Raw genomic sequence first — 21056 nt, forward strand, 5'->3', positions numbered from 1 at the left:
GGAGGCGGCTCCGGAGGCGCCTGACCGAAGATGCGGCAAGCGCACGGCAGCTCTTCAACATCCAAGTCGCCCGAACCTGGAGACAGTGGTTACCATGGAACGGAATTCTGTCGTGCAATGGGGGCGGCGGCGGCTTTGCCTCCGAGCCCTGGCGGAGCGACACGCGCTCGTCCTTTTGCTCGCCTCCTGGCTGCTGCACACAGGCGGCTGCGCGAGGCAGGATCCCAAGGAAAAGCCCTCGCTCCCGGCGGCCGCGGGAGAAAGCGCGGGCGCGCCTTCGGCCCCGGTGTCCGTCGAGGTCGCAGAAAATGGCCTGACGATTGCGTGGTCCGCGACGTTCGAAGACGGCGCGACGAACGCCGCCGGCGCGTGGCGGGTGGCCCGCGCGAGGCTCTCCGTGATGGACGCCGCGACGGGCGCTGCGCAGGTCGGCCTCCGGCCCCGCGTATGGCTGTCCGCACGGAAAGAAGGGGGCACGAAGCTCGATCACGAGGCTTGCCGAAACCTCGTCGCGTCCTTCGCCGGGGGGTTGCTCTCCGCGCAGCCTGCTTCGGTCCTCGACGGATACCTCGTCCTTGCGCTCAATGAAGACCCGAGCCTCTCGATCATCGACCCGCGCGTCGCCCTCGCGCGCACGAAGCTCCAGAGCCTCGTCGCCCTGCCCGGCCAGGCTGCGGACTGGGCCGCGGCGCCGGAGGGCACTTCGGTCTTCGTGACGATCCCGGAGCGCGACGTGGTCGCCGAGGTGGACGTGCTCCGCGGCCGCGTGCGCAGGAACCAAGACGTCGGCGACCACCCGACGCGCATCGTGCCCCGCGGCAATACACGCTCGTTCTGGGTCGCCAATGACGGCGACGGGACCGTGAGCGTGATCGACGGGGAATCGCGGGCGAAACGGAAGACGTTGGACGGGGGCGCAGGACATCAGGAAATCGTCTTCATCGCGGGGGGGCGGCGCGCCTGGGTATCGGCGTCGGGCAGCGAGACGATGAAGGTCTTCGACGCTGAACACGGCGAGCCCCTCGCCGAGGTCAACGTGGGCCGAGGTGTCGTCGCCCTCGCGGGCAGCGACGAGGCAGCCATGATCCTCGCCGTGCGCGACAATGGCGAGCTCGTCGTCGTCGACGAAACCAGCCGGGCCGTGACCCGGCGAATCCCCGTGGCTCGCGGCGGCGCGTCGATCGCATTCGCGCCCGGCGGCAGGTTCGCCTGGCTGGCCCAGCGGGAGGCGGGCGTGGTGCACGTGTTCGATGCGTCCCAGGGCAAGATCGTGCAGACGACGAGAAGGCTGTCCCGCCCGGATCACGTCTCCTTCACGCGGCATTTCGTGTACGTGCGGGAGCTCGGGTCGAGCCACCTCTCCATGTTCGGGCTCGCGGGCGACCCGGCGAACGAGCCGCCGAAGCTCGTCCAGGTCGCCATGGGGCAAGCGGCGCCGGACGGGGACTTCGCGCCGAGCTTCGCGGCTCCGATGGCCCCGTTGCCCGAGGGGGGCGGAATGATCGTCGCGCACCCCGTGGACCGGACGCTTTATGGATACGCCGAGGGGATGATGGCGCCCATCGCGACGCACCCCGCCTACGGGCGCTCGCCGCGCGCCGTGCGAATCGTCGATCGTTCGCTCCGCGAAATTGAACCGGGGGTCTACGAAGCGCCGTTCCGCATGGACGGCGGCGGCGTCCACGACGTGGCCGTGCAAATCGACGGACCCCGCAAGGTCACGGCTTGCCTCGAATGGTCCCTCCCGGACGGGGAATCGCGCCCGGGCGAGGAGGCATTCGGCATCGAGCCCCTCTTCGATCCTGGCGAAAAGCTCGTCGCGGGTCAGGCAACGACCCTCCGCTTCCGGCTACGGGAGCCCATCGCCCCGCGCGCGCTCACGGCGCTCTTCGCGCAGGATCCGACGGGATACGTGTGGCGCGGCGTGCCGCGGGCCGAGGGAGATTCGGTCTATGCGATCACGGTGAAACCCTCCACGCCCGGCCGATATCGGCTCGTCGTGCGTCCGAACCAGAAGGCGGGGCCTTTGATGCGCCGCGCGACATGGACCCTCGGCGTCCGGGCAGGCGACTCCGAGGTTCTGCCCGCGAGCGAAGAGGGAAAGGGGGGTCGAAAGTGAAGCGGCTCCTGGTCATCCCATTGCAGGTCTCGCTCGGGCTCCTGGCCGCGCTCGCCGCGGCGCCCGTGGTGGCCGAGGCGCCGCCAGCGTCGAGCGCGAAGGCCAACGAAGACGCGGCGGCGCGCTATTTCACCAATACGAAGCTCGTGGATCAGGACGGAAAGGTCCGCCATTTCCACGACGACCTCCTGCGGGGAAAGAAAGTGCTCATCAACGTCGCCTTCACGTCGTGCAAGGGCGCGTGTCCCGCCATGACGGCGAACCTCGCGAAGGTGCAGCGTCTCCTCGGCGCGCGGGTGGGCAAGGAGATCCACATCATCACCGTCACGGCCGACCCGGAGAACGACACGCCGGCCGTACTCAAGCAGTACGCCGGTCGGCACGGAGCCACGGCCGGATGGTACTTCCTGACGGGCGCACCGGACGACGTGAACAAGGTGCTCGGCCGCATCGGGGGCCTCTTGCGCAAGCCCGAGGACCACGCGACGACCCTCTACGTCGGCAATCTCTCGACCGGCAACTGGGTGAAGACCCAGGCGACCTCGCGCCCCGAGGACATCGTCTATCTCGTCGACCACCTCGACGACCCCAAGCGATGAGCATGGCCATTGCAAATCATCCGCTCCGGCACGCGCGCGCCCTGGTCCTCGTGGGTGCCGCCATACTCGCCGCGGGATGCGAGGGGGAAAGCAAGGGCGCGCCGCCCGTCCCGCTCCCGACCCCGGGCGCCGACGTCCGCATCGCGCCCCTCGCCGAGGTTGTCGTGCCAGACGTGGAGCTCGTCGATCAGGACGGGCAAACGGTGCCGCTGCGCGCCGCCCTCGGCCCGGGCGCTTTTGCGATCCAGTTCGTCTTCACCACGTGCACGACGATCTGCTCGCCGATGACGGCCGTCTTCGCGCGGCTCGCCCACGACCTCGGCGATTCGTTCGGCAAAGACGTACGTCTCGTGTCGCTCACCCTCGATCCGGCCATCGACGGCCCCGAGGCGTTGCGCCGTTACGCGGACCTATTCGGGCGGCGGGAGGGCTGGACGTTCCTCACGGGGAGGCCGGATCGTTTGTCGCGGGTCCTTCGCGCGCTCGGCGGCGATGCGAGGGTCAAGGAGGAGCATCGCCCGCTCACCGTGATCGGAGACGGCCAGGGCAAATTCGTCCTCGTCGACGGGCTCGCCTCACCCGCGCGCCTGCGCGCCGAGATCGCGGCGCTGCGTCGTCGCGCGGAGACCACGGAGGAGCCGTGATCGAGCGCTGGGGGATGAGCGCCGTCGTGCTCATGGGCGCTTGCTTGCTCCTCGGAGGGAGCGAAAGCCGCCCCGAGGCGCCGCGCGACCGAGGCGCTTCATGCGCGAGCCTCGGCCCCGCCGCGCGGCGCGGCAAGGCGATCTATCACCAGGGCCGGGGCGCCGAGGGAGAGCCCATCGTGGGGCTCGTCGGCGACGGCTCCGCCATGCTCTCGGGGGCGAGCGCGGCGTGCGCGCGTTGCCATGGTTTCTCGGGGGAAGGGACCGAGGAGGGAGGCATCGCCGCGCCCGCGCTCACGCCCGAGAGCCTCTTTTCGCCCGATGCACGCAAGGGCCGCCCCGGACACGACGATGCGACGCTCCTCGCCGCGATCCGGGACGGGCACGTCGGTGCGCGGCGACTCGGTCCGGCCATGCCGAGGTTCACGCTCGATACGTCGGCCCTCGCGGATCTGAGAGCGTACCTCGTCTGCCTCGGTCACGAGCGCGAGCCGGGCGTCTCCGAGGGCGTGATCCGTGTCGGCGCAGCGTGGCCGATGTCGGGCCCAGCAATGGCGCAAGGGGCGGCGATGGCCGCGGCCGCCGCCAACGTATTCGCCGAGATTGAGGCCCAGGGCGGGGTGTTTCGACGTCGCATCGAGCTCGTGCTCGAGGATTCGAATGGCCCCGGAGGCCCGCATGCGGCGGCAGCGCGCCTCGCCCGGCGCGAGGTCTTCGCCATGATGTCGAGTCCGATCGCGGCCGAGCCACTCCGGGACGACGAAGGCGAGGAGATCCCCCATCTCGCGCCCCTCGGGCCGACGCCGCCGGACGCCGAGCGCGTATTCCAGGTGCGACCAGGCCTCGATATGCTGGCGCAGATCGTGCTCGCGCACGCGGCCACGTCCCGGCGAAGCCCCGCATTCCACGTGATCGCTCCCGACGACGCCGCGGGCAGGCTGCTCCGGGACGGACTCGCGCGCGGCCAGGCAGCGCGGCGAGACCTGCCCGCGCCCTCCGAATGGCTCTTCGTGCCAGGCTCCCTCGACGCGACGGCGGCGGCCGCGGAGGCGCGCGCGCGTGTGCCCGACGCCATTCTCTTCGGCGGGACCGCCGAGGAGCTCGGCGCGTTCGTCCGGGCGCTCTCCTCCGCGGACGAGGTGCCGATCTATGCCCCGTCCGCGATCCTCGGCGATGCGCCCGCCGCGCTCGACCCACGCGCCGCGCGGCGGACGCTCTTCGTGCACGCGGGCCCCGTCGACGATCGCGTCTCCGCCAAGGTCCGGGACCTCCGCGCCCGCCTGCAAGCGCGAGGCGCCCCGGCAGGACGGATCGGGCTCGCGATATCGGCGGAGGTCGCCGCCCGGACCCTCATCGAGGGGCTTCGCCGCGCAGGGGGTCGTCCGACACGGCGAGCCTTTGTCGCGGCGCTCGAGACGCTGCGCGATTTCGAGGCCGGCCTCTCGGCGCCGCTGAGCTTCAGCCGCGGGAATCACGTCGGGGTGACGGGCGCGTACGTCGTCCGCGTCGATCCGATCGCGCGAGAGATCGTGCGGGTATCGGAATGGCTCACCGTCGCCCCCCACCGGTGATCTCGGGCCATTGCGCTTTTTCGTAGGCACATCGAATCCATGTGATGGGAGTATACCGTGCCCAGACTTGCACCTTCTTTGTTGCGATGTATGGCGTTCGTCCTCCTGGCGTCGGGGTGCGGAGGGAGCGGCCCCGACGGGCCACCGCCCGGCGCGGGGACGGCAGGGGCGGCCTCGCTCGCCGTCGTCGATCCGCCGAGCGAGCCCTCGCCGGGCCCCCCCCACGGAGGCCGCACGATCGTCGCGCGCGTGGTCGCGCTCGATCAGGTGTACGTATACAATAGGTTTGGCTCGTTCAACCCCGACGGGATGATCTTCGCCCTCGAGCGGGACGTCGTCCCCATTGACGACGCGAAGCCGATCGGTCCGGGCAACGCCATGCTCGCGCCCGACAAGCGACCGAGGCCGCTCGTGCTTCGCGTCAACGTCGGGGACGAGCTCGTCGTTCATTTCAAGAACCTGCTCGCCCCCACGGTGGGCGACATCTCCCCCGACGCGGAGGTCCCCTTCCACGTGGGAGGCGACATCGGATCGGATTCGACCGCGACGAGGCGCGCGTCGTTCCACGTGAACGGGCTCCAGGTCTTCGATCAGAAATCGCTGGCCGGGAACGTCGGGAAAAACGCGCCCGCCCTCGCGGCGCCGGGCCAGACCCGCACGTATCGGTTCCTCGCCGACCGTGAAGGCACGTTCCTCGCGCACAGCGGCGGGGCCATGACGGGCGGCGAGGGTCTCGGGGGGCAAACCGTGCTCGGGCTCTTCGGCGCGGTCCACGTCGAGCCGAGAAACGCGGTCTGGTACCGCTCGCAGGTCACGGGCAAGGAACTCGCGGCCGTGGCGACGTACGACAAGGACCCGCTCCTGCCGCCCCGCATCGATTACGACGCGACGTATCCCGATGGTACGCCCATCCTTCGTATCCTCGACGACCGAGACGGCGAGCTGGAGATCGTGCACGGCGATCTCTACGCCATCATCACCGGCTACACGCACACCGAAGCGGGGACCACGAACTCCAAGGATCAGGGCCATTTCCGCGAGATGACGGTGCTCTTCCACGACGAGCTCAAAGCCGTGCAGGCGTTCCCCGAACTCGACGAGGACCCGAGCCTCCACGGCGTGCGCGACGGCTTTGGCATCAACTACGGCTCCGCGGGGCTCGGCGCGGAGCTGCTCGCCAACCGCGCCCGCCTCGGGCCCGCGGCCGATTGCGCCGAATGCAAATTCGAGGAGTTCTTTCTCTCGTCGTGGGCGAACGGCGATCCGGCGATCCTCGTGTCGCGGGACGAGGAGGGGCGAGCGCTCGGAGCCCTCTTCCCGGAGGATCCCTCGAACGTCCACCACGCCTACCTCGGGGATCCGGTCCGCATCCGGAACCTGCACGCGGGGCCCAAGGAGACGCACGTCTTCCACCTGCACGCCCACCAATGGCTCCAGTCCCCGGGCCATGACGACGCCATGGCCCGCGACTCGCAGACGATCGGCCCCGGCGCGGCCTTCACCTACGACCTCCTGTTCGGGGGAGCAGGCAACCGCGTCCTCACGCCCGGCGACGCCATTTTCCATTGCCACCTCTATCCCCATTTCGCGCAAGGCATGTGGGCGCTGCTCCGCGTGCACGACGTCTTCGAGAACGGATCGCCGTCGCGGAGGCTGCCGGACGGAGAGATCTCGAGCGGCACCCCGACGCCCGCCGTCGTCCCCATCCCCGAGCGTGGAATGGCGCCCATGCCCACCTACGAGCCCACGCTGGTCGTCCAGGGGAACAAGAAGGTATGGCGCCCGGCGATGCCAGGATATCCCTTCTACGTCCCCGCCGACGCGGGGCACAGGCCGCCGCAGCCGCCGCTCGACATGGTCTTCGACGGCGGCTTGCCCCGGCACAAGATCGACGCGGTCCCCGACGACGCGATCGTGCGGGGCAGCGGGGTCGCGCGGTTCGACGTGGAGATCCTCGAGGCGGACCTCGTGCTCCTGCCGCAAAATGGAACGGCCTCGGAGCAGGGGGCCATGGCCTTCCACGCCGGCACGTTCCCTGGCGGCAAGCCAGACGCAACGCTTTACGGCTGGACCGGCGCGAGTTACCCCACCCGCACGCCTCTCGGTCAGGTCGCGCGTTTCTTCGTCAATGGCAGGCCGCCGGCGATGGGCGCGCCGTTCGCCGACCCCTGCCCGAAAAACGTCCCGCTGCGCACGTTCAACTTCGCGGTCGTGGAAATCGACGGCCTGCTCAACGACGCCGGCTGGCACGACCCGCAGCTCCGGATGCTGGTGCTCGAGCAGGACCTGCCCGCGACCTACGCAGGGACGCGGCCCCCGGAGCCGCTGTACATGCGGGTGAGCTCGAACGACTGCATTCATGCCGAGGCCACGAACCTGCTCCCCAAGGTGCTGGAGGAGGACGATTTCCAGGTCCGCACCCCCACGGACACCGTGGGCCAGCACATCCACCTCGTGCAATTCGACGTGATGAGCTCGGACGGAGGGGCGAACGGGTTCAATTACGAGGACGGTACGTTCGCCGCGGGGGAGGTCGAGGAGCGCATCGCAGCGGCGAACGCGAGCGGCGGCGCCATCACGCCGAAAGGGAACCGCGTCTTCCTCGCCCCCAAGGCGCACCCGCGCATCCCCAAGGCCTTCGCCGCGCAGACGACGGTGCAGCGCCAGTGGGCCGCGCCGATCCTCGACGAGATCGGCCGGGATCGCACGAGCCGCACCGTCTTCACGCACGACCATCTATCGGCGTCCTCGCACCAGCAGCACGGCCTCTATGGCGCGCTCGTCATCGAGCCCGAGGGCTCGACCTTCCGCGATTCGAGGACGGGGCAAGCCTTCGGCACACGAAAGGACGGCGGGCCGACGAGCTTCCGCGCCGACGTCACGAGGGGCGACGGCACGTCGTTCCGCGAGTTCAACATCGCCTTCGCGGACTTCGCGCTCGCCTATGACGCCTACGGCGAGCCCGTGAACCCGCCCGGGACCGCCGAGGCGCCTCTGCCGCTCGCGGTCACGCACGAGCCCTTCCCGCCGGAGGCCATCTCCGCCGAGGACCCGGGGACCATGCTGATCAATTACCGGAACGAGCCCATCCCGCTGCGCATCGGGAAGCCCGGCCCGGACGGCACGCTCGTGCAAAAAGACGGCCCGGTCGGGGAGATGCACAACGTCTTCCGCTCGGATCTGCATGGCGAGCCCTCGACGCCGATCCTCGAAGCGTACCCCGAAGACGAGGTGCAGATACGATTGATCCAAGGGGCCCACGAGGAGCAACACGTCTGGACCCTGCACGGAAACAAGTGGCTCTACGAGTTCGCCGACCCGGAGAGCGGATACATGAACAGCAATCCGATCGGGATCTCCGAGCACCTCGAATTCGTCATGCCCGGCAATCAATGGTCGATGAGCACGGGGGCGGACCTCGTCGATTACCTTTACGCAAGCGCGCCGACGGACGACCTCTGGAACGGGATGTGGGGGCTCATGCGCTGCTATGGGGAGCGAAAGCCCTGGCTCCGGCCGCTGCCCGGATCTACCTGGGCGGGCGTCCCCATGGGCGGCTCGTACGACACGGATGCGCGCGTTTGCCCCGCGGGCGCGAATGTGCGCGAATACGACGTCGTCGCCATCACCGCCGCGGACAACCTGCCGGACGGACGGCTCACGTACAATGAAGACTTCGACCTCTACGATCCGGAGGCCATCCTCTTCGTGCGCGAGGAGCACCTCTCCGATCTCCGCCATGGGCTCCGGCGCCCCGAGCCGCTCATCCTGCGCGCGGCCGCGGGGGAGTGTATTCGCGTGACCTTGCGCAACGAGCTGCCCCATGTCTTGCCCCAGACCCCGCACTGGAACTACCACCCGCCGATCACCGACGGGTTCAATGTGAACCAGGTGCGAAAATCGACGCACGTCTCGCTGCACCCGCAGCTCGTGACCTACGACGTGGCCCTCTCCGACGGCGCGAACGTCGGCCACAACCCTCCGCAGACCGTGGCTCCGGGAGAGAAGCGCACGTACGTCTGGTACGCCGGCGATTGGCAGGACAAGAAGCCCCGGCCCATCGAATTCGGCGCGATCAACCTGCGCAACCTGGCGGACGTCGTGCACGGCGGGGCCCACGGCGGCGTGGGCGCGCTCGTGATCGAGCCGGAGCTCGCCACCTGGGCGACCGATCCCGGCACGGAAGCACAAGCCACCGTGACGCACCCCGGCCTCGGGGGGGCGAAATCGTTCCGCGAGCACGTCCTCCTGCTCCAGGACGACGTACCCATGCGGTCGGACGATCCTCGGTTCCGCTGCGAAAATGGGGATCTCAACTGCGGCAACGCGATCCGCAACCTCGGCGGCGAGGACGACGCCGAGGATACGGGGCACAAGGCGTGGAACTACGCCACCGAGCCTATCTGGGCGCGCCTCGGCCTCCGCCCCGAGACCGCTTTCAACGTGTACAACGAGCTCCAGCTCGGCGACATCCACAACTCGAACGTGTTCGGCGACCCGGCCACGCCGATCCTGCAGGCGAAGGCGGGGCAAGCCTTGCGGATCCGGCAGCTCCAGCCCTCCGGGCATGCGCGGCAGCACGCCTTCACGTTGTGGGGCCACGAATGGATCGACCGCCCGTTCCTTCTCCACTCGACCGTGATCGGGCCGAACCCCGACTGGTTCGTGGTCTCCACGCAAGGCGGGGCCAGCGTCCAGACGGCGTACAACTTCTTGCCCCTTTACGGCGCCGGCGGGCAATTCGGCGTAGTCGGCGATTTCCTGTACCGCGACGAGGGCAGCTTCGGATACACGAACGGGTGCTGGGGATTCCTCCGGGTCAGCCATTGATAAGGACCTCCAGGATACGCTGGCCGATTTGGCCGAGGTGCCGCGCATCGTGGTGGCCTCCGCGAAATGGTTCGGCGAGCGGCCGCGCGGTGTCACGCGCCTGATACATTGTCACGTTGCCATGACAGCCTTCTGTCACGGCAACGTACCAGTCCTCTCGGAGAGGCGTGGGATCCTCGTCTGGCGCGTACGCGCCGTCGGCACCGAGGTCTCTGTCCGCAACGTACGGGCGTCGGCACGTGGCTTGCTGGAAGTCGCGTAGGCACATCACGTCCTATCCGCTCCTCTGGAGGACAATTCAATGAACCGGACGCGCAAGCTGAATGCTGCAACGGTTGGGCTATTTCTACTGCCCGGCGTCATGACATGGTCATGCTCGCAGGGACCGCAGCCAGGACTCGAATCGATTTCACCGGCCGAGAACGTCGCTTCGGCGCAGCAGGCCGCGGTTATCCCCTCCATCTTCTCGGACAACTACGATGACCTGGGCTACTTGTTGTCGTCGACGCATTGTGGGACGCGATTCTCGAAGCGCACGGACCGGGAGCACGAGGCGGGGTGCATCGCGGCCGTCGTTCATGGAACCCGGATCATCGCCATTGGCGCGTCAGGGCTCGCGTACAAGAACCGCTCGTTCTGGAATGCGCCCAACGCGACCAAGGACATGGAAATCAACGACGCTTTTCAGTTGGGCTCCATCTCCAAGGTCTACACCATCCTTGCGCTGTCGAAGCTCATCGAGTCGGCCCCGACGCTCAACGGCCACACGCTCACGTGGGAGTCGACCCTCGCCGACGCGATGCCGTGGGTGAACCTCAACACGCCGGAATGGAACTTCCGGAAGCTGAAGAAGCTCAAGCACCTGGCCTCGCACCGAGCAGGATACTGCAAAGAGCCGAGTTTGGCGGACGCTGGGTATTGCTCGACGAGAGGAGAGGCATGTACAGCGGCGAACGAGGCGACCGTTTGTGACAGCGGAACGTGCCGCGCCGACGGCACGTGCAGCCAGAAGATTTGCGACGCGGATGCCGACTGCAACGTGGGCGGGGACTGTGTGACCCCCCAAAAAGGAAAGGCATACCCCGCGCCCACGGCGGCCTACTGGAAGGCGCGCACGCCTGCGCAGATGCGGCAAGAGCTCTCGTTGTTCTACAACGACAGCACAAGCGGTGTCCCCAACTGCCCGATTCCCATCACCGTCGACTACAACGACGGGGACGAAAACGATGACGGCGTTTACTCGAACACCTCCATCTTCATGGCCGCGGCGGTCATCGACTACTGGTCGCAGGTCGGCCTGGAGACCTACATCCAAACCGCACAACCCTGGGGGCCGAGCGTGTCCAACACCTTCCTTGGATACCCGGCGAGCCTGGACCGAGATTCGACGATGTTCACCGGAACGGCGGCGGAAAAGGCGAATTGGGTTGGCAATCTGTTCCGGGAGACGCACTCGGTCCTCGTATCGAAGAACTACGCCATCGAGAACGGCTACAGCGTACCGGACGCCAACGCCTGGACATCCGGCCGCTGGGTCCCGCCTGCGCCGCAGGGATCTTATTCCGTCACCGCCGACGATGCAGCGAGGTTCTTGATTCGCATGAACCGCGACCTTTCGCCGGAAATCAAGAGGATGACGAGGGACCCGTCTTTCTTCTCGAGCACGGGTCGAAACTTGGCGCTGAGCCGATCGAACTCGACCGACCTGAACTTCGTCGAGAACCGGACCTTCCTGAGCCATCGAGGCGTGCTGTACGGGAGTACATGGTATCAGTTCGTGCCCGAGGCGGATATCGCCTACATCGCCTTCGTGCACAACACGGGCAAGGATACCGGCGCCGTCGGCAAGGTCATCGCCGATCTCAAGCGGGCCTACCCGTACAAGAACAACCTCGGGACATGCGATGGCCTGGCGGCATGTCAGATCAACGAGGATTGCGACAGCGGTTTCTGCGACAACGGTACGTGTTACGAGCAGCGGTGTGACGGGGACGAAGACTGTCCGGTCTCCCTCTCGTGCGTGGTCGACACCGAGCTCGCGGTGTCCCACGGGTGCACGGACACCAATGGTGGCGGCGTCAAGAATGTGCAGCGGTTCTATACGAACCCGAACCAGGCGCTGAGCGGCACGAAGATGTTCGGCTGCTCCGGCGAGGTGACCTGGCAAAATCGCGCGAGCCTCTGTGCGCCTGGGTTCCACGTTTGCGACGCAAGCGAATACGTGAACCTGAATACGGACAACGAGCGCCCCCTCTACAACTACTGGACGGACGATGCCCTCGGATATCGCGGAGCAGCCGCGGGCGGAATGCCGCCGTCCGGCAATTGTACGGTTGGCACGGGCACGGCCTACATTCCGTGCCCGACCGGCAAAGGGCCGATGCGCGTCACGACGGACAACACGACCGACGCGCTCGGCAGACAGGTGGACATCATTCAATGTGGGCTCGACGGGAGCGTACAGAACAAGTGGTTCGGAGGCTGCGGCACGGCCACGACCAACAGGGCGGGCACCCTCTGCTGCGGCGACATGGCTTATGTGCCGCCGACGCCGGAGCCTTCTCCGCCTGGGCCGCCGGACGACTGCCCGTCCGAGGGCTGTGGCACCGTCGAGGGCGGGTTGTGCGCGACCGTCGACCAGGGGCCGCCCCTCGACCAGATGGATGAGTATTGGCATCCGGACGGCAATTTTGCGCAGAACAAATATTGCCTGGACGACTATCCCGATACGGGCATCGAGCGCGTGTGCGTCGCGTATGGCACCAATCCCAACGAACACGTCGGCATTTGCCGCACGTGCACGAACGAGACGAAGTGGCCCGGCTGCGAGTGCGATCCGAACCACGTGGATTCGTGCGGCGCGCAAAGCCCCGAGCTCATGTGCATCCCGACGACGGGCTACAACAGCAACGGGCTAGGTACGTACTCGTCGGGGAAGTGCGTCCTGGTGAGCGAGCCTTTGCCTTCGTGGGATTGCCAGGCTGACTGTACGATGATTTACGGCAACACGGGCGCCTGCTATCACCGCGAAGAAGGTGGCCTGTACGCGATGTGCCTCGACGCGCTCGACGGCCCCGACGGCATCACATGCGCGACGATGGGGACGGTTTGGAACGGCACGCAGTGCGTGAACGAGTGCGCATCCACCGCTCAATGCCACCTGAGGGGGTATCCGAGCGAGTTCGTTTGCAACGCAGAAGGCCGCTGCGTTCTGTAAGAGCACGGTGACGGAGTCGCCGGTGGCAGCAGGCCGAAATCGAAGCCCGCAAGGTCGATAGCGTTCCCCAGCCCTTGCTCGCGAAAGAACTCGGGGGAGAACCAAGAAGGGCCGGGCGCGAAACGACTCCCGCCCGGCCACCCTCCACGGCCCCCTGCCTCCCTCACGGCCTGCGCATGGGTCTCATCGCCGGCCATTGCGCTGAGGCGCTACCTCAGCGCAGCACCTGCGCGATGAGACCCATGCAAAGACCATCGCTCACTCGGCCGGAACCCCCACCCCTTCCGCCCCCTTCCCCCGCGCAGCATCCTTCGTCGAAGCGCCACGGCGGTTCTTCGACCGCCGACCCTTCCACGCCGCGAGCGGCGCGAGCAGCCTCTCCGCGAGCGCCGCCGTCGCGGGGTCGTTTTCCCGCATGTGCGCCGCGACGCGCAGCACGTAGCTCCGCAGGGCATCGATTGCCTCGCCCTGGGCCTTGCCCAAGCTGTGCGGATCGGACGCGGGCCGGGGCTTCGAGGATCCGGCGGCCGGTCTGCGGAGCGGCGATCTCTCCGCTCACGCCGCCGACTTCATCGAGCACCGCCTGTTTCCCCAAGCGGCGCGGTTGTTTCGTGCCCTTCTGCTCGGCTTGCTCCCTCAACCTCTGTCGGACATCCCGAGGAAGCCTTTCCTTTAGGCTCTCGCGAACATAGCCTCGGACGAGCATATCGAGTTCGACAGCCTCCACTTTGAGCTGCGTCTTGAGCTCTGCCGGCAGGTCGACCTTCGGAGCGCGGTCACCACCACCCTGTTTGGATTCCGGCCGTCCGCGCAGGGATCCGGGGCGGAGCGCGGTCGACCCGCGGCGAGCGAGGGGCGGCAGGTGTCCCCGCCGTGCGGCCAAAACTCGCGCGGACAGGTCGAACCGATGATCTATCGAGAGATACAACGAACACCCAGCTCCGATGGCCTCCTCGGATTGACACGCCTGCTCCACAAGACACACGCGGAACGGGCGGCAACGGGATCACAGACCGTGATAGGGTGGCAGCTCCGTATGTCGCGCCATGATTTGCTCCCCGCGCTGCTCGGCCGGTTGATGGCAGCAGCTTGCTTCGAGGACGCCGCGACGGCTGCGCTCGAGGCGATCCTCGCTTGCGCGGAGGAGGCGATCGCCAAGAGCCGCTTCGCGACGAGCGCACGTCTGCTCCGCGCCGTGGTGCACCTCCGGCCGAGCGATGGATACCAGCGCCTCTTCGGCATCGAGCACCGCACCCGCGCGCAGGTCGAGGGCACGGGCTACCTCACCTCCGCCAACGTCTGGCGGTGGGTCGCCGAGCATCGCTGCGCGGTCTCGATCGACGTGCAGCTCGGCGGCCTTCACGCGTGGCTGCCCGATGGGTCGGTCGTGCGACACGAGCCCCAGGAAGCGGCCGGCGTGCCGGGTTACGAGACGCGCCAGCGCATGCTCGGCCGCGACGCCACGCACGTGCACGTCGTCCCGCTGCGCACGCCCGGCGGCGGCGTGGGAGGCATGATCGCGCTCGAAGCGCACGCCAAGGCCGCGATCGGGCGCGAGTTTGTGTGGGGCGACTGCGAGGAGCAGCTCGAGCTCGTCGCCAGCGCGGCGGCGCCTTACCTCGGTGCCCTGCCACCGCGCCCGGTCCAGGGCGCGCAGACAGACGCGCTTTTGCCGGTCGTCGGACGGGCGACGGCAGGGCTCATCGAGGTCCTGCGCGTCTTCGCCCAACAAGAGGAGACCGTGCTCGTCAGCGGCCCGACCGGCACGGGAAAATCCCGGCTCGCGCGCTGGTGTCACGAGCAATCGCAGCGCAAGGGCAAGCCCTTCGAGACGCTCGATCTGCTCAGCGTGCCCGAGGAACTGCAGATGGCCGAGCTCTTCGGCTGGAAGCGCGGTGCGTTTACCGGCGCCACGAAGGATTCGGCAGGCGCAATCGCGCGCGCATCGCAGGGCACACTCTTCATCGACGAGATCGACAAGCTCTCGCTCAAGGCCCAGGCGGGCATGCTGCGGGTGCTCGAGGAGCGGCGCTACAGGCCCCTCGGCGACGAGGGCGCCGAGCAGCGCGCGGACGTGCGGTTCGTCGTCGGCACCAACGCGGACCTTCGCGCGCAGGTCCGCGCCGGCAAGTTCCGCGAGGACCTCTACTACCGCATCAATGTCCTTCCCGTGCGCCTATCGGCGCTCGCCGAGCGGCTCGACGAGCTGCCCTTGTGGGCCGAATACATGCTCGGCCGGAGGCACGAAGAGTCGGGCGGCGGCGCGGTGCGACTGGCGCGCGAGGCCATCGAGCTGCTGACGAGCGTGCCCTGGCCGGGCAACCTGCGGCAGCTCGACAACATCATTCGCAGAGCATACGCCATTTCGCTCTCGGATCGTGGCGGCGTGGGCAATGAGCTCGTGCTCGCGCGGCGGCACGTGGAGCGGGCGCTCGCCTACGACGCCTCACCCGAGACGGGCGCGTTCGTCGAGCAGCTCTGGCGCGCGGCGAGCGCCTTCGTGCAGGAGGCCGAGCGGCGCGGGCCGAGCGCGGGCCCGCTCTCGCTCGATATGGCCGATGCCTTCCGGGGGCTGGTGCTCGTCGCCGCGGTGCAGCGGCGAGGTCGTGACGATGCCTTCGTGCTGCTCGGCCAGCAGCAGCTCCTCAAGAACAGAAACCACCACCGCGCGCTGAAGAGGGAGCTCGAGCGCGTGCGCGAGCTTTTGCGCGTGGTGGGCGGCGATGTCGATCCGGCGCTCGTTGCGGCACTAGATGCCGCCGAAGAATCCGGCGAAGGGCGTTGAGGCGTCGCGTATCGAGCGGCCGCGGCTCCTTGCAGAGAATCCATGTTCAATTGCGGCTGGAGGACTCGATGACGATCCCCGAGGGGGGCGCCCTTGCTACCACCCGTGAAGCCGGGCCGGGAGTCGTGGGTTTCAGGCTCGAGCCAGGCACGGTGTTCAAACATTACGAGCTCATCCGGCAGCTCGGCGCGGGCGGGATGGGGGTGGTGTTCCTGGCCCGCGATATCCGGCTCGGGCGGCTGGTGGCGATCAAGTTCCTGCTCGATCGTACCGGAACGGCAGCGGAGCGTTTCCTCGGCGAGGCGCGGGCCACGGCGCTGTGCAGGCACGAGAACATTGTGGTCATCCACGACGTCGATGAAGTGGATGGCTCGCCTTACATGGTCCTCGAATACATCCAGGGCCGCACGCTGCGCGCGGAGATGGCGGAGAGGGCGCATGATACCGCAGCGGTCGCCATCGAAGTCATGCTGCCGGTGGCCCGCGCGCTGGCCTGTGCGCACGAAATGGGCCTCATTCACCGGGACCTCAAGCCCGAAAACATACTGCTTGGCGACGATGGCGCGGTGAAGGTGGTCGATTTTGGCATCGCCAAGCAGGTCTCCATGGGCCAGGCCGCGGCGCTGCCCGACGCGCGGGCGATTCATCGAGCGGAAGCTTTGCTGACGCAGGACGGGGCGCTGGTCGGCACCCAGCCGTACATGTCGCCCGAGCAATGGCTGGAAGAGCCGCTCGACGCCCGGAGCGATATCTGGGCGGCAGGGATCATCCTCTTCGAGCTATCGACCGGCGCGCATCCGCTGGAGCCGCCCACGCTCGCGAGGCTCGTGGAGGTCATGGATCTGGAGACGCCCATGCCGAGCGTGCGCGAACGGCGCCCTGATCTCGGGCCGCTTGCAGACGTGATCGACAGGTGCTTGAAGAAGCGCAAGGAAGAGCGGATGGGCTCGGCCCGGAAGCTGGCCGAGGCGCTCGAACGGATCGGCGCGGATAAAAGCAAGCTCGCGCTCGCCGAGGACGAGGGGCCGTTCGCGGGCCTGTCGGCGTTCCAGGAAGCGGACGCGGCGCGGTTCTTCGGTCGTGACAACGATATCGCCGCGGTGCTCGGCAGGCTGCGCAGCCAGCAGCTCATCATGATTGCAGGCCCCTCGGGCGCGGGAAAATCCTCGTTCCTCCGGGCAGGGGTCATTCCTGCGCTCAAGCGCGCGGGGCGGGACGCGGAGGCTTTCGTCGTTCGGCCGGGGAGGCGGCCGCTGGCCGCGCTTTCGGATGTGCTCGCGTTTCTCGCGGACACGGGCGATGCGCCTGGCGAGGCAGATCTGGAGGCGATTGCCGGGACGTTGCGGTCGCAGCCGGGGTATCTCGGCGACCGGCTGCGCTCGCGGTGCAGGAGGCGCGGGGTCGACCATCGCATCTTGCTCTTCGTGGACCAGCTCGAGGAGCTGTATACGCTGGGGAGCGGGCCGGAGGAGCGGGCGGCGTTCTGCGCGTGTTTGGAGGGCGTTGCCGATGACGCCTCTTCGCCCTTGCGCGTCGTGCTCGCCATGCGCGGGGATTTTCTCGATCGACTCGCGGAGGAGCGGCGATTCTCGGCGGAGGTGACGCGGGGGCTCTTCCTTTTGCCCCCCATGAAGCGCGAGGGCCTACGGGCTGCGCTCATGAAGCCGCTCGAAGCTGCACGGTATGCATTCGAGGACGAGGCGCTCGTCGGGGAGATGCTGGACGGCCTCGAAGGGAACCGAAGCCCGCTGCCGCTCTTGCAATTCACGGCCCTGAAGCTCTGGGAGGGGCGCGATCGGGAGAGACGGCTGCTCACGCGGGCGGCGTACCTTTCGCTTGGCGGCGTGGCGGGGGCGCTGTCGACGCACGCGGACGCGGTGCTCTCCGGGATGTCGCCTATGGAGCAGCGACTCGCGCGTGTCATTTTCATGCGCCTCGTCACGCCGGAGCGGACGCGGGCGATCGTGCGCCTGGATGAACTCTTTGCGCTGTCCGAGGACGCCGCAGCCGTGGAGGGGGTGGTGCAGCGCCTGGCGGAGGCGCGGCTGCTCGCGATCGAGTCCGGGGGCGAGCGGGAGGGCAGGACGGTGGAGATCGTCCACGAGTCGCTCATCGACAGGTGGACCAAGCTCCGTCAATGGCTGGACGCGGACGAGCAGGACGCGCAGTTTTTGGTCGAGTTGCGGAATGCTGCGCAGCAATGGGAGAAGAACGGGCAGGCGAACGATTTTTTGTGGCGGGACCGGGCCGCGCTGGAGGCGGGGCAATGGCTCGAGCGGCGCAAAGCGGAGGACATGCGCGGGCTCGGGAAAAGGGAGCGCGGGTATCTGGAGGCGGTCGTCCGGCTCGCGCAGCGCACGAGGCGCAGGCGGAGGGGGATGGTCGGGGCGCTCTTTGCAGGCCTCGGCGTGGTCACGCTCCTCATTTCGGTCCTCCTCTTCCGGGCGAACCGGGAGGCGGCGCGCGCCGAGGCGGAGAGGGACGCCGCGGAGCAGAGCGCCCTGCGCGCGAGGAATGCCACGAGGATGGCGGCGGCCCGCGAGAGCCAGCAGGGGGATCCGACGACGGCGCTCGCGCTGCTGCGCGAGATAGAGCCTGGCTCGGTCCCGCATGGGTGGGCGGAGCTCGGTGAGTGGGCACGGAGGGCTGGTGTCGCGGAGGTGGTGCTCCATGACGAGGCGGAGGTCTCTTGGGCGGCCTTTAGCCCCGACGGCCAGCGTATCGCCTCCGCGTCGGCGGAGGCCGTGCGGGTGTGGAACGCCAGCGGTGAGGGACCGCCGGCTGTCCTGAAAGGGCATGACAAGACGGTCCACGCGGTGGCATGGAGCCCCGACGGCCGACACATCGCTTCCGCGTCGGAGGACAACACGGTGCGGGTGTGGAGCGCCGACGGCGAGGGAAATCCGGTTGTCCTCAACGGACATGGCACTACGGTCTTCGCGGCGGCATGGAGCCCTGACAGCCAGCGCATCGTTTCCACGTCCTGGGACAAGACGGTGCGGGTGTGGAACGCCGATGGAACGGGGCAGCCCATCGTCCTCAAAGGACACGACAATGCCGTCTTTGCGGCGGCGTTCAGCCCCGATGGCCAGCGCATTGTCTCCGCGTCGAATGACAAGACGGTGCGGGTGTGGAATGCCGACGGAACGGGGCAGCCCATCGTCCTCAAAGGACACGACGGTTTCGTCGGGTCGGCGGCGTTCAGCCCCGACGGCAAGCGCATCGTCTCCGCGTCCTGGGACAAGATGGTGCGGGTGTGGAACGCCGATGGAACGGGGCAGCCCATCGTCCTCAAAGGACACGACGGCACCGTTTACACGGCGGCGTTCAGCCCCGACGGCAAGCGCATCGTCTCCGCGTCGCACGATACGACAGTGCGCGTGTGGAATACCGACGGAACAGGGCAGCCCATCGTCCTCAAAGGACACGGCAACCGCGTCGGTTCGGCGGCGTTCAGCTCCGACGGTCAGCGCATCGTCTCCGCATCCTATGACAAGACGGTGCGGGTATGGAGCGCGGACCTAAACCGTCAGATCAATGTCCTCCAAGGCCACGACGAGGTCGTCTCTGCGGCGGCGTTCAGCCCCGACGGTCAGCGCATCGTCTCCGCGTCCTATGACAAGACGGTACGAGTGTGGAACGCCGACGGGACAGGACAACCCATTGTCCTCAAAGACTCTGACGTCGCCGTCTGCGCGGCAACGTGGAGCCCCGATGGCAAGCGCATCGTCTCCGCGTCGGCGTACAAAACGGTGCGCATCTGGAACGCCGACGGAACGGGGCAGCCCATCGTCCTCCAAGGCCACGACGGCTCCGTCTACACGGCGGCGTGGAGCCCCGATGGCCAGCGCATCGTCTCCGCGGGGCACGATATGACAGTGCGGGTGTCGAACGCCGACAGAACGGGGCATCCCATCGTCCTCCTAGGTCACGCTGGCGCCGTCCACGGAGCGGCTTTCAGCCCCGATGGCCAACGCATCGTCTCCGCGTCGGAGGACAAGACGGTGCGGGTGTGGAACGCCGACGGCACGGGACAGCCCCGGGTCCTTCTGGGTCACGACTCCACCGTCTACACGGCGGCGTGGAGCCCTGATGGCAAGCACATCGTCTCCGCGTCGGCGGACATGACGGTGCGGGTGTGGAACGCCGACGGCACGGGACCATCCATCGTCCTGCAAGGCCACCACGGCATCGCCCATGCGGCAGCTTTCAGCCCCGATGGCCAACGCATCGTCTCCGCCTCGAGCGACGGCGCGGTGCGCATCTGGAACGCCGACGGTACGGGGGAGCCGATCGTCCTGCGCGCCTCGAAGATGGCCCTCACTTCCGCGTCGTGGAGCCCCGATGGCAAGCGCATCCTCATGTCCTCGGACGACAAGACCATCATCATCTGGAGCGACCTCGCGCCGCTGCGGGACGCCGACGATCCCCAGCTCTGGACCGCCACCAGATACTGCATGCCGCTCGATATTCGCCGCCAATTGTTCGATTTTCCGGAGGATCAATCTCGCGCCGATCTCGAGCGCTGCCAGCGCCGCGTCGAAGAAGCACGTGCAAGACCCGGTCGGTGAACTCCAACTTCACAGGAAAGAACCCCGCCTGGCTGGTGAGCACACGGCTCCCTGTGGGAGTGGAGTTTGTCAGCGACGCCTGCTCGTCTCCGGCGAGGTGTCGTAGGCGAGGCGACGCACGGGCAGGACATTGACGCGGTCATAGAGATCCCCGCGGAACTTCGCGACATGCGGGGTGCGACCGGAGCACGCCCCATGCCACACCCGTTCGACGCATCGCTCGCTTTGCGGGGCTCGATCTCCGGACCTCCTTCGCCTCCCCCGGTACGTCGCTCCGGGACGCGCCGCGTCTCTCCCGGACGCGCTTCTGGAACGAATCAACGGAGCGACGGGCAGCTCCGGTGACTTTGCCTACACGAACACATCCCGACTCGACGTGGCACGATCGCTGCAAAGAGGGTCTCACGTCGAATCCAGGACACTGGCTCCCGCTGGCGAGCGGCTCGACAGCAATGGTGGTCGAGGTGCGCGGTTGACATCGCATCATAGCGCACTGGAAGGTGCACGATGCGTTCATTGAGTGTTTTTATCACTCAGATCGACACTCGGACGAAGGAGTGCGAACGGGGCGTCGACGCTGAGGGGTGATGAAGGGCGCGCCGCTCCCCCGTGGGGGGCGAGCGGAGATCCCGACGATACAGCGGGGATTCACGGACCGGCGCAAGCCAACGAGGCGCGCATGGTTCACCCGAGCGTGGAGATGGCGGGCGATCCGCGGTC

9 protein-coding genes are annotated in these 21056 nt (G+C 67.9%); 8 read left to right on the top strand and 1 reads right to left on the bottom strand.

Going from position 1 to position 21056, the window contains the following annotated elements:
* Positions 1-94 precede the first annotated feature (94 nt).
* The 6 genes from POL67_RS45300 (at position 95) to POL67_RS45325 (ending at position 12980) form a co-directional block, all read left to right on the top strand.
* Complete coding sequence (locus tag POL67_RS45300; protein WP_271927638.1) at positions 95-2119, top strand: YncE family protein; 2025 nt, start codon at positions 95-97, stop codon at positions 2117-2119.
* Positions 2116-2718, top strand: a complete 603-nt coding sequence (locus POL67_RS45305) for an SCO family protein (protein ID WP_271927639.1) — start codon at positions 2116-2118, stop codon at positions 2716-2718. Before POL67_RS45300 ends, POL67_RS45305 begins: the two co-directional genes overlap by 4 nt.
* On the top strand, positions 2715-3362 hold the full coding sequence (locus tag POL67_RS45310) for an SCO family protein (protein WP_271927640.1): 648 nt from the start codon (positions 2715-2717) through the stop codon (positions 3360-3362). The genes POL67_RS45305 and POL67_RS45310 overlap by 4 nt, the downstream gene beginning before the upstream one ends.
* A complete protein-coding gene (locus POL67_RS45315; RefSeq protein WP_271927641.1) occupies positions 3359-4933 on the top strand; it encodes an ABC transporter substrate-binding protein in 1575 nt (524 codons plus the stop codon). Before POL67_RS45310 ends, POL67_RS45315 begins: the two co-directional genes overlap by 4 nt.
* 90 nt (positions 4934-5023) lie before the next feature.
* Positions 5024-9763, top strand: coding sequence for a multicopper oxidase domain-containing protein (locus POL67_RS45320; RefSeq protein ID WP_271927642.1), 4740 nt, complete (start codon positions 5024-5026; stop codon positions 9761-9763).
* A gap of 361 nt (positions 9764-10124) precedes the next feature.
* Positions 10125-12980, top strand: coding sequence for a serine hydrolase domain-containing protein (locus POL67_RS45325; RefSeq protein WP_271927643.1), 2856 nt, complete (start codon positions 10125-10127; stop codon positions 12978-12980).
* A gap of 258 nt (positions 12981-13238) precedes the next feature.
* On the opposite strand, the gene POL67_RS45330 is transcribed toward POL67_RS45325, so the two are convergent.
* The gene (locus tag POL67_RS45330) at positions 13239-13463 is read right to left on the bottom strand and encodes a hypothetical protein (RefSeq protein WP_271927644.1); all 225 of its coding nucleotides are present in this window, start codon (positions 13461-13463) and stop codon (positions 13239-13241) included.
* A gap of 553 nt (positions 13464-14016) precedes the next feature.
* Here POL67_RS45330 and POL67_RS45335 point away from each other — a divergent pair.
* Together POL67_RS45335 and POL67_RS45340 are read left to right on the top strand one after the other, a co-directional pair.
* Positions 14017-15765, top strand: coding sequence for a sigma-54-dependent transcriptional regulator (locus POL67_RS45335; protein WP_271927645.1), 1749 nt, complete (start codon positions 14017-14019; stop codon positions 15763-15765).
* Between the two features lie 125 nt (positions 15766-15890).
* Positions 15891-20336 carry an nSTAND1 domain-containing NTPase gene (locus POL67_RS45340; RefSeq protein WP_271927646.1) on the top strand — a complete coding sequence of 1482 codons (4446 nt, stop codon included), beginning with the start codon at positions 15891-15893 and terminating at the stop codon, positions 20334-20336.
* The last annotated feature ends 720 nt before the right edge of the window (positions 20337-21056 follow it).

Origin of the sequence: Polyangium mundeleinium (genome assembly GCF_028369105.1) — a bacterium.
Lineage (GTDB): Bacteria > Myxococcota_A > Polyangia > Polyangiales > Polyangiaceae > Polyangium > Polyangium mundeleinium.

What these genes read in the sequence shown, in the direction of transcription:
- POL67_RS45300 (WP_271927638.1), top strand. Translation starts at nt 95, where the DNA reads ATGGAACGGAATTCTGTCGTGCAATGGGGGCGGCGGCGGCTTTGCCTC.
- POL67_RS45310 (WP_271927640.1), top strand. Translation starts at nt 2,715, where the DNA reads ATGAGCATGGCCATTGCAAATCATCCGCTCCGGCACGCGCGCGCCCTG.
- POL67_RS45320 (WP_271927642.1), top strand. Translation starts at nt 5,024, where the DNA reads ATGGCGTTCGTCCTCCTGGCGTCGGGGTGCGGAGGGAGCGGCCCCGAC.
- POL67_RS45325 (WP_271927643.1), top strand. Translation starts at nt 10,125, where the DNA reads ATGACATGGTCATGCTCGCAGGGACCGCAGCCAGGACTCGAATCGATT.
- POL67_RS45335 (WP_271927645.1), top strand. Translation starts at nt 14,017, where the DNA reads ATGTCGCGCCATGATTTGCTCCCCGCGCTGCTCGGCCGGTTGATGGCA.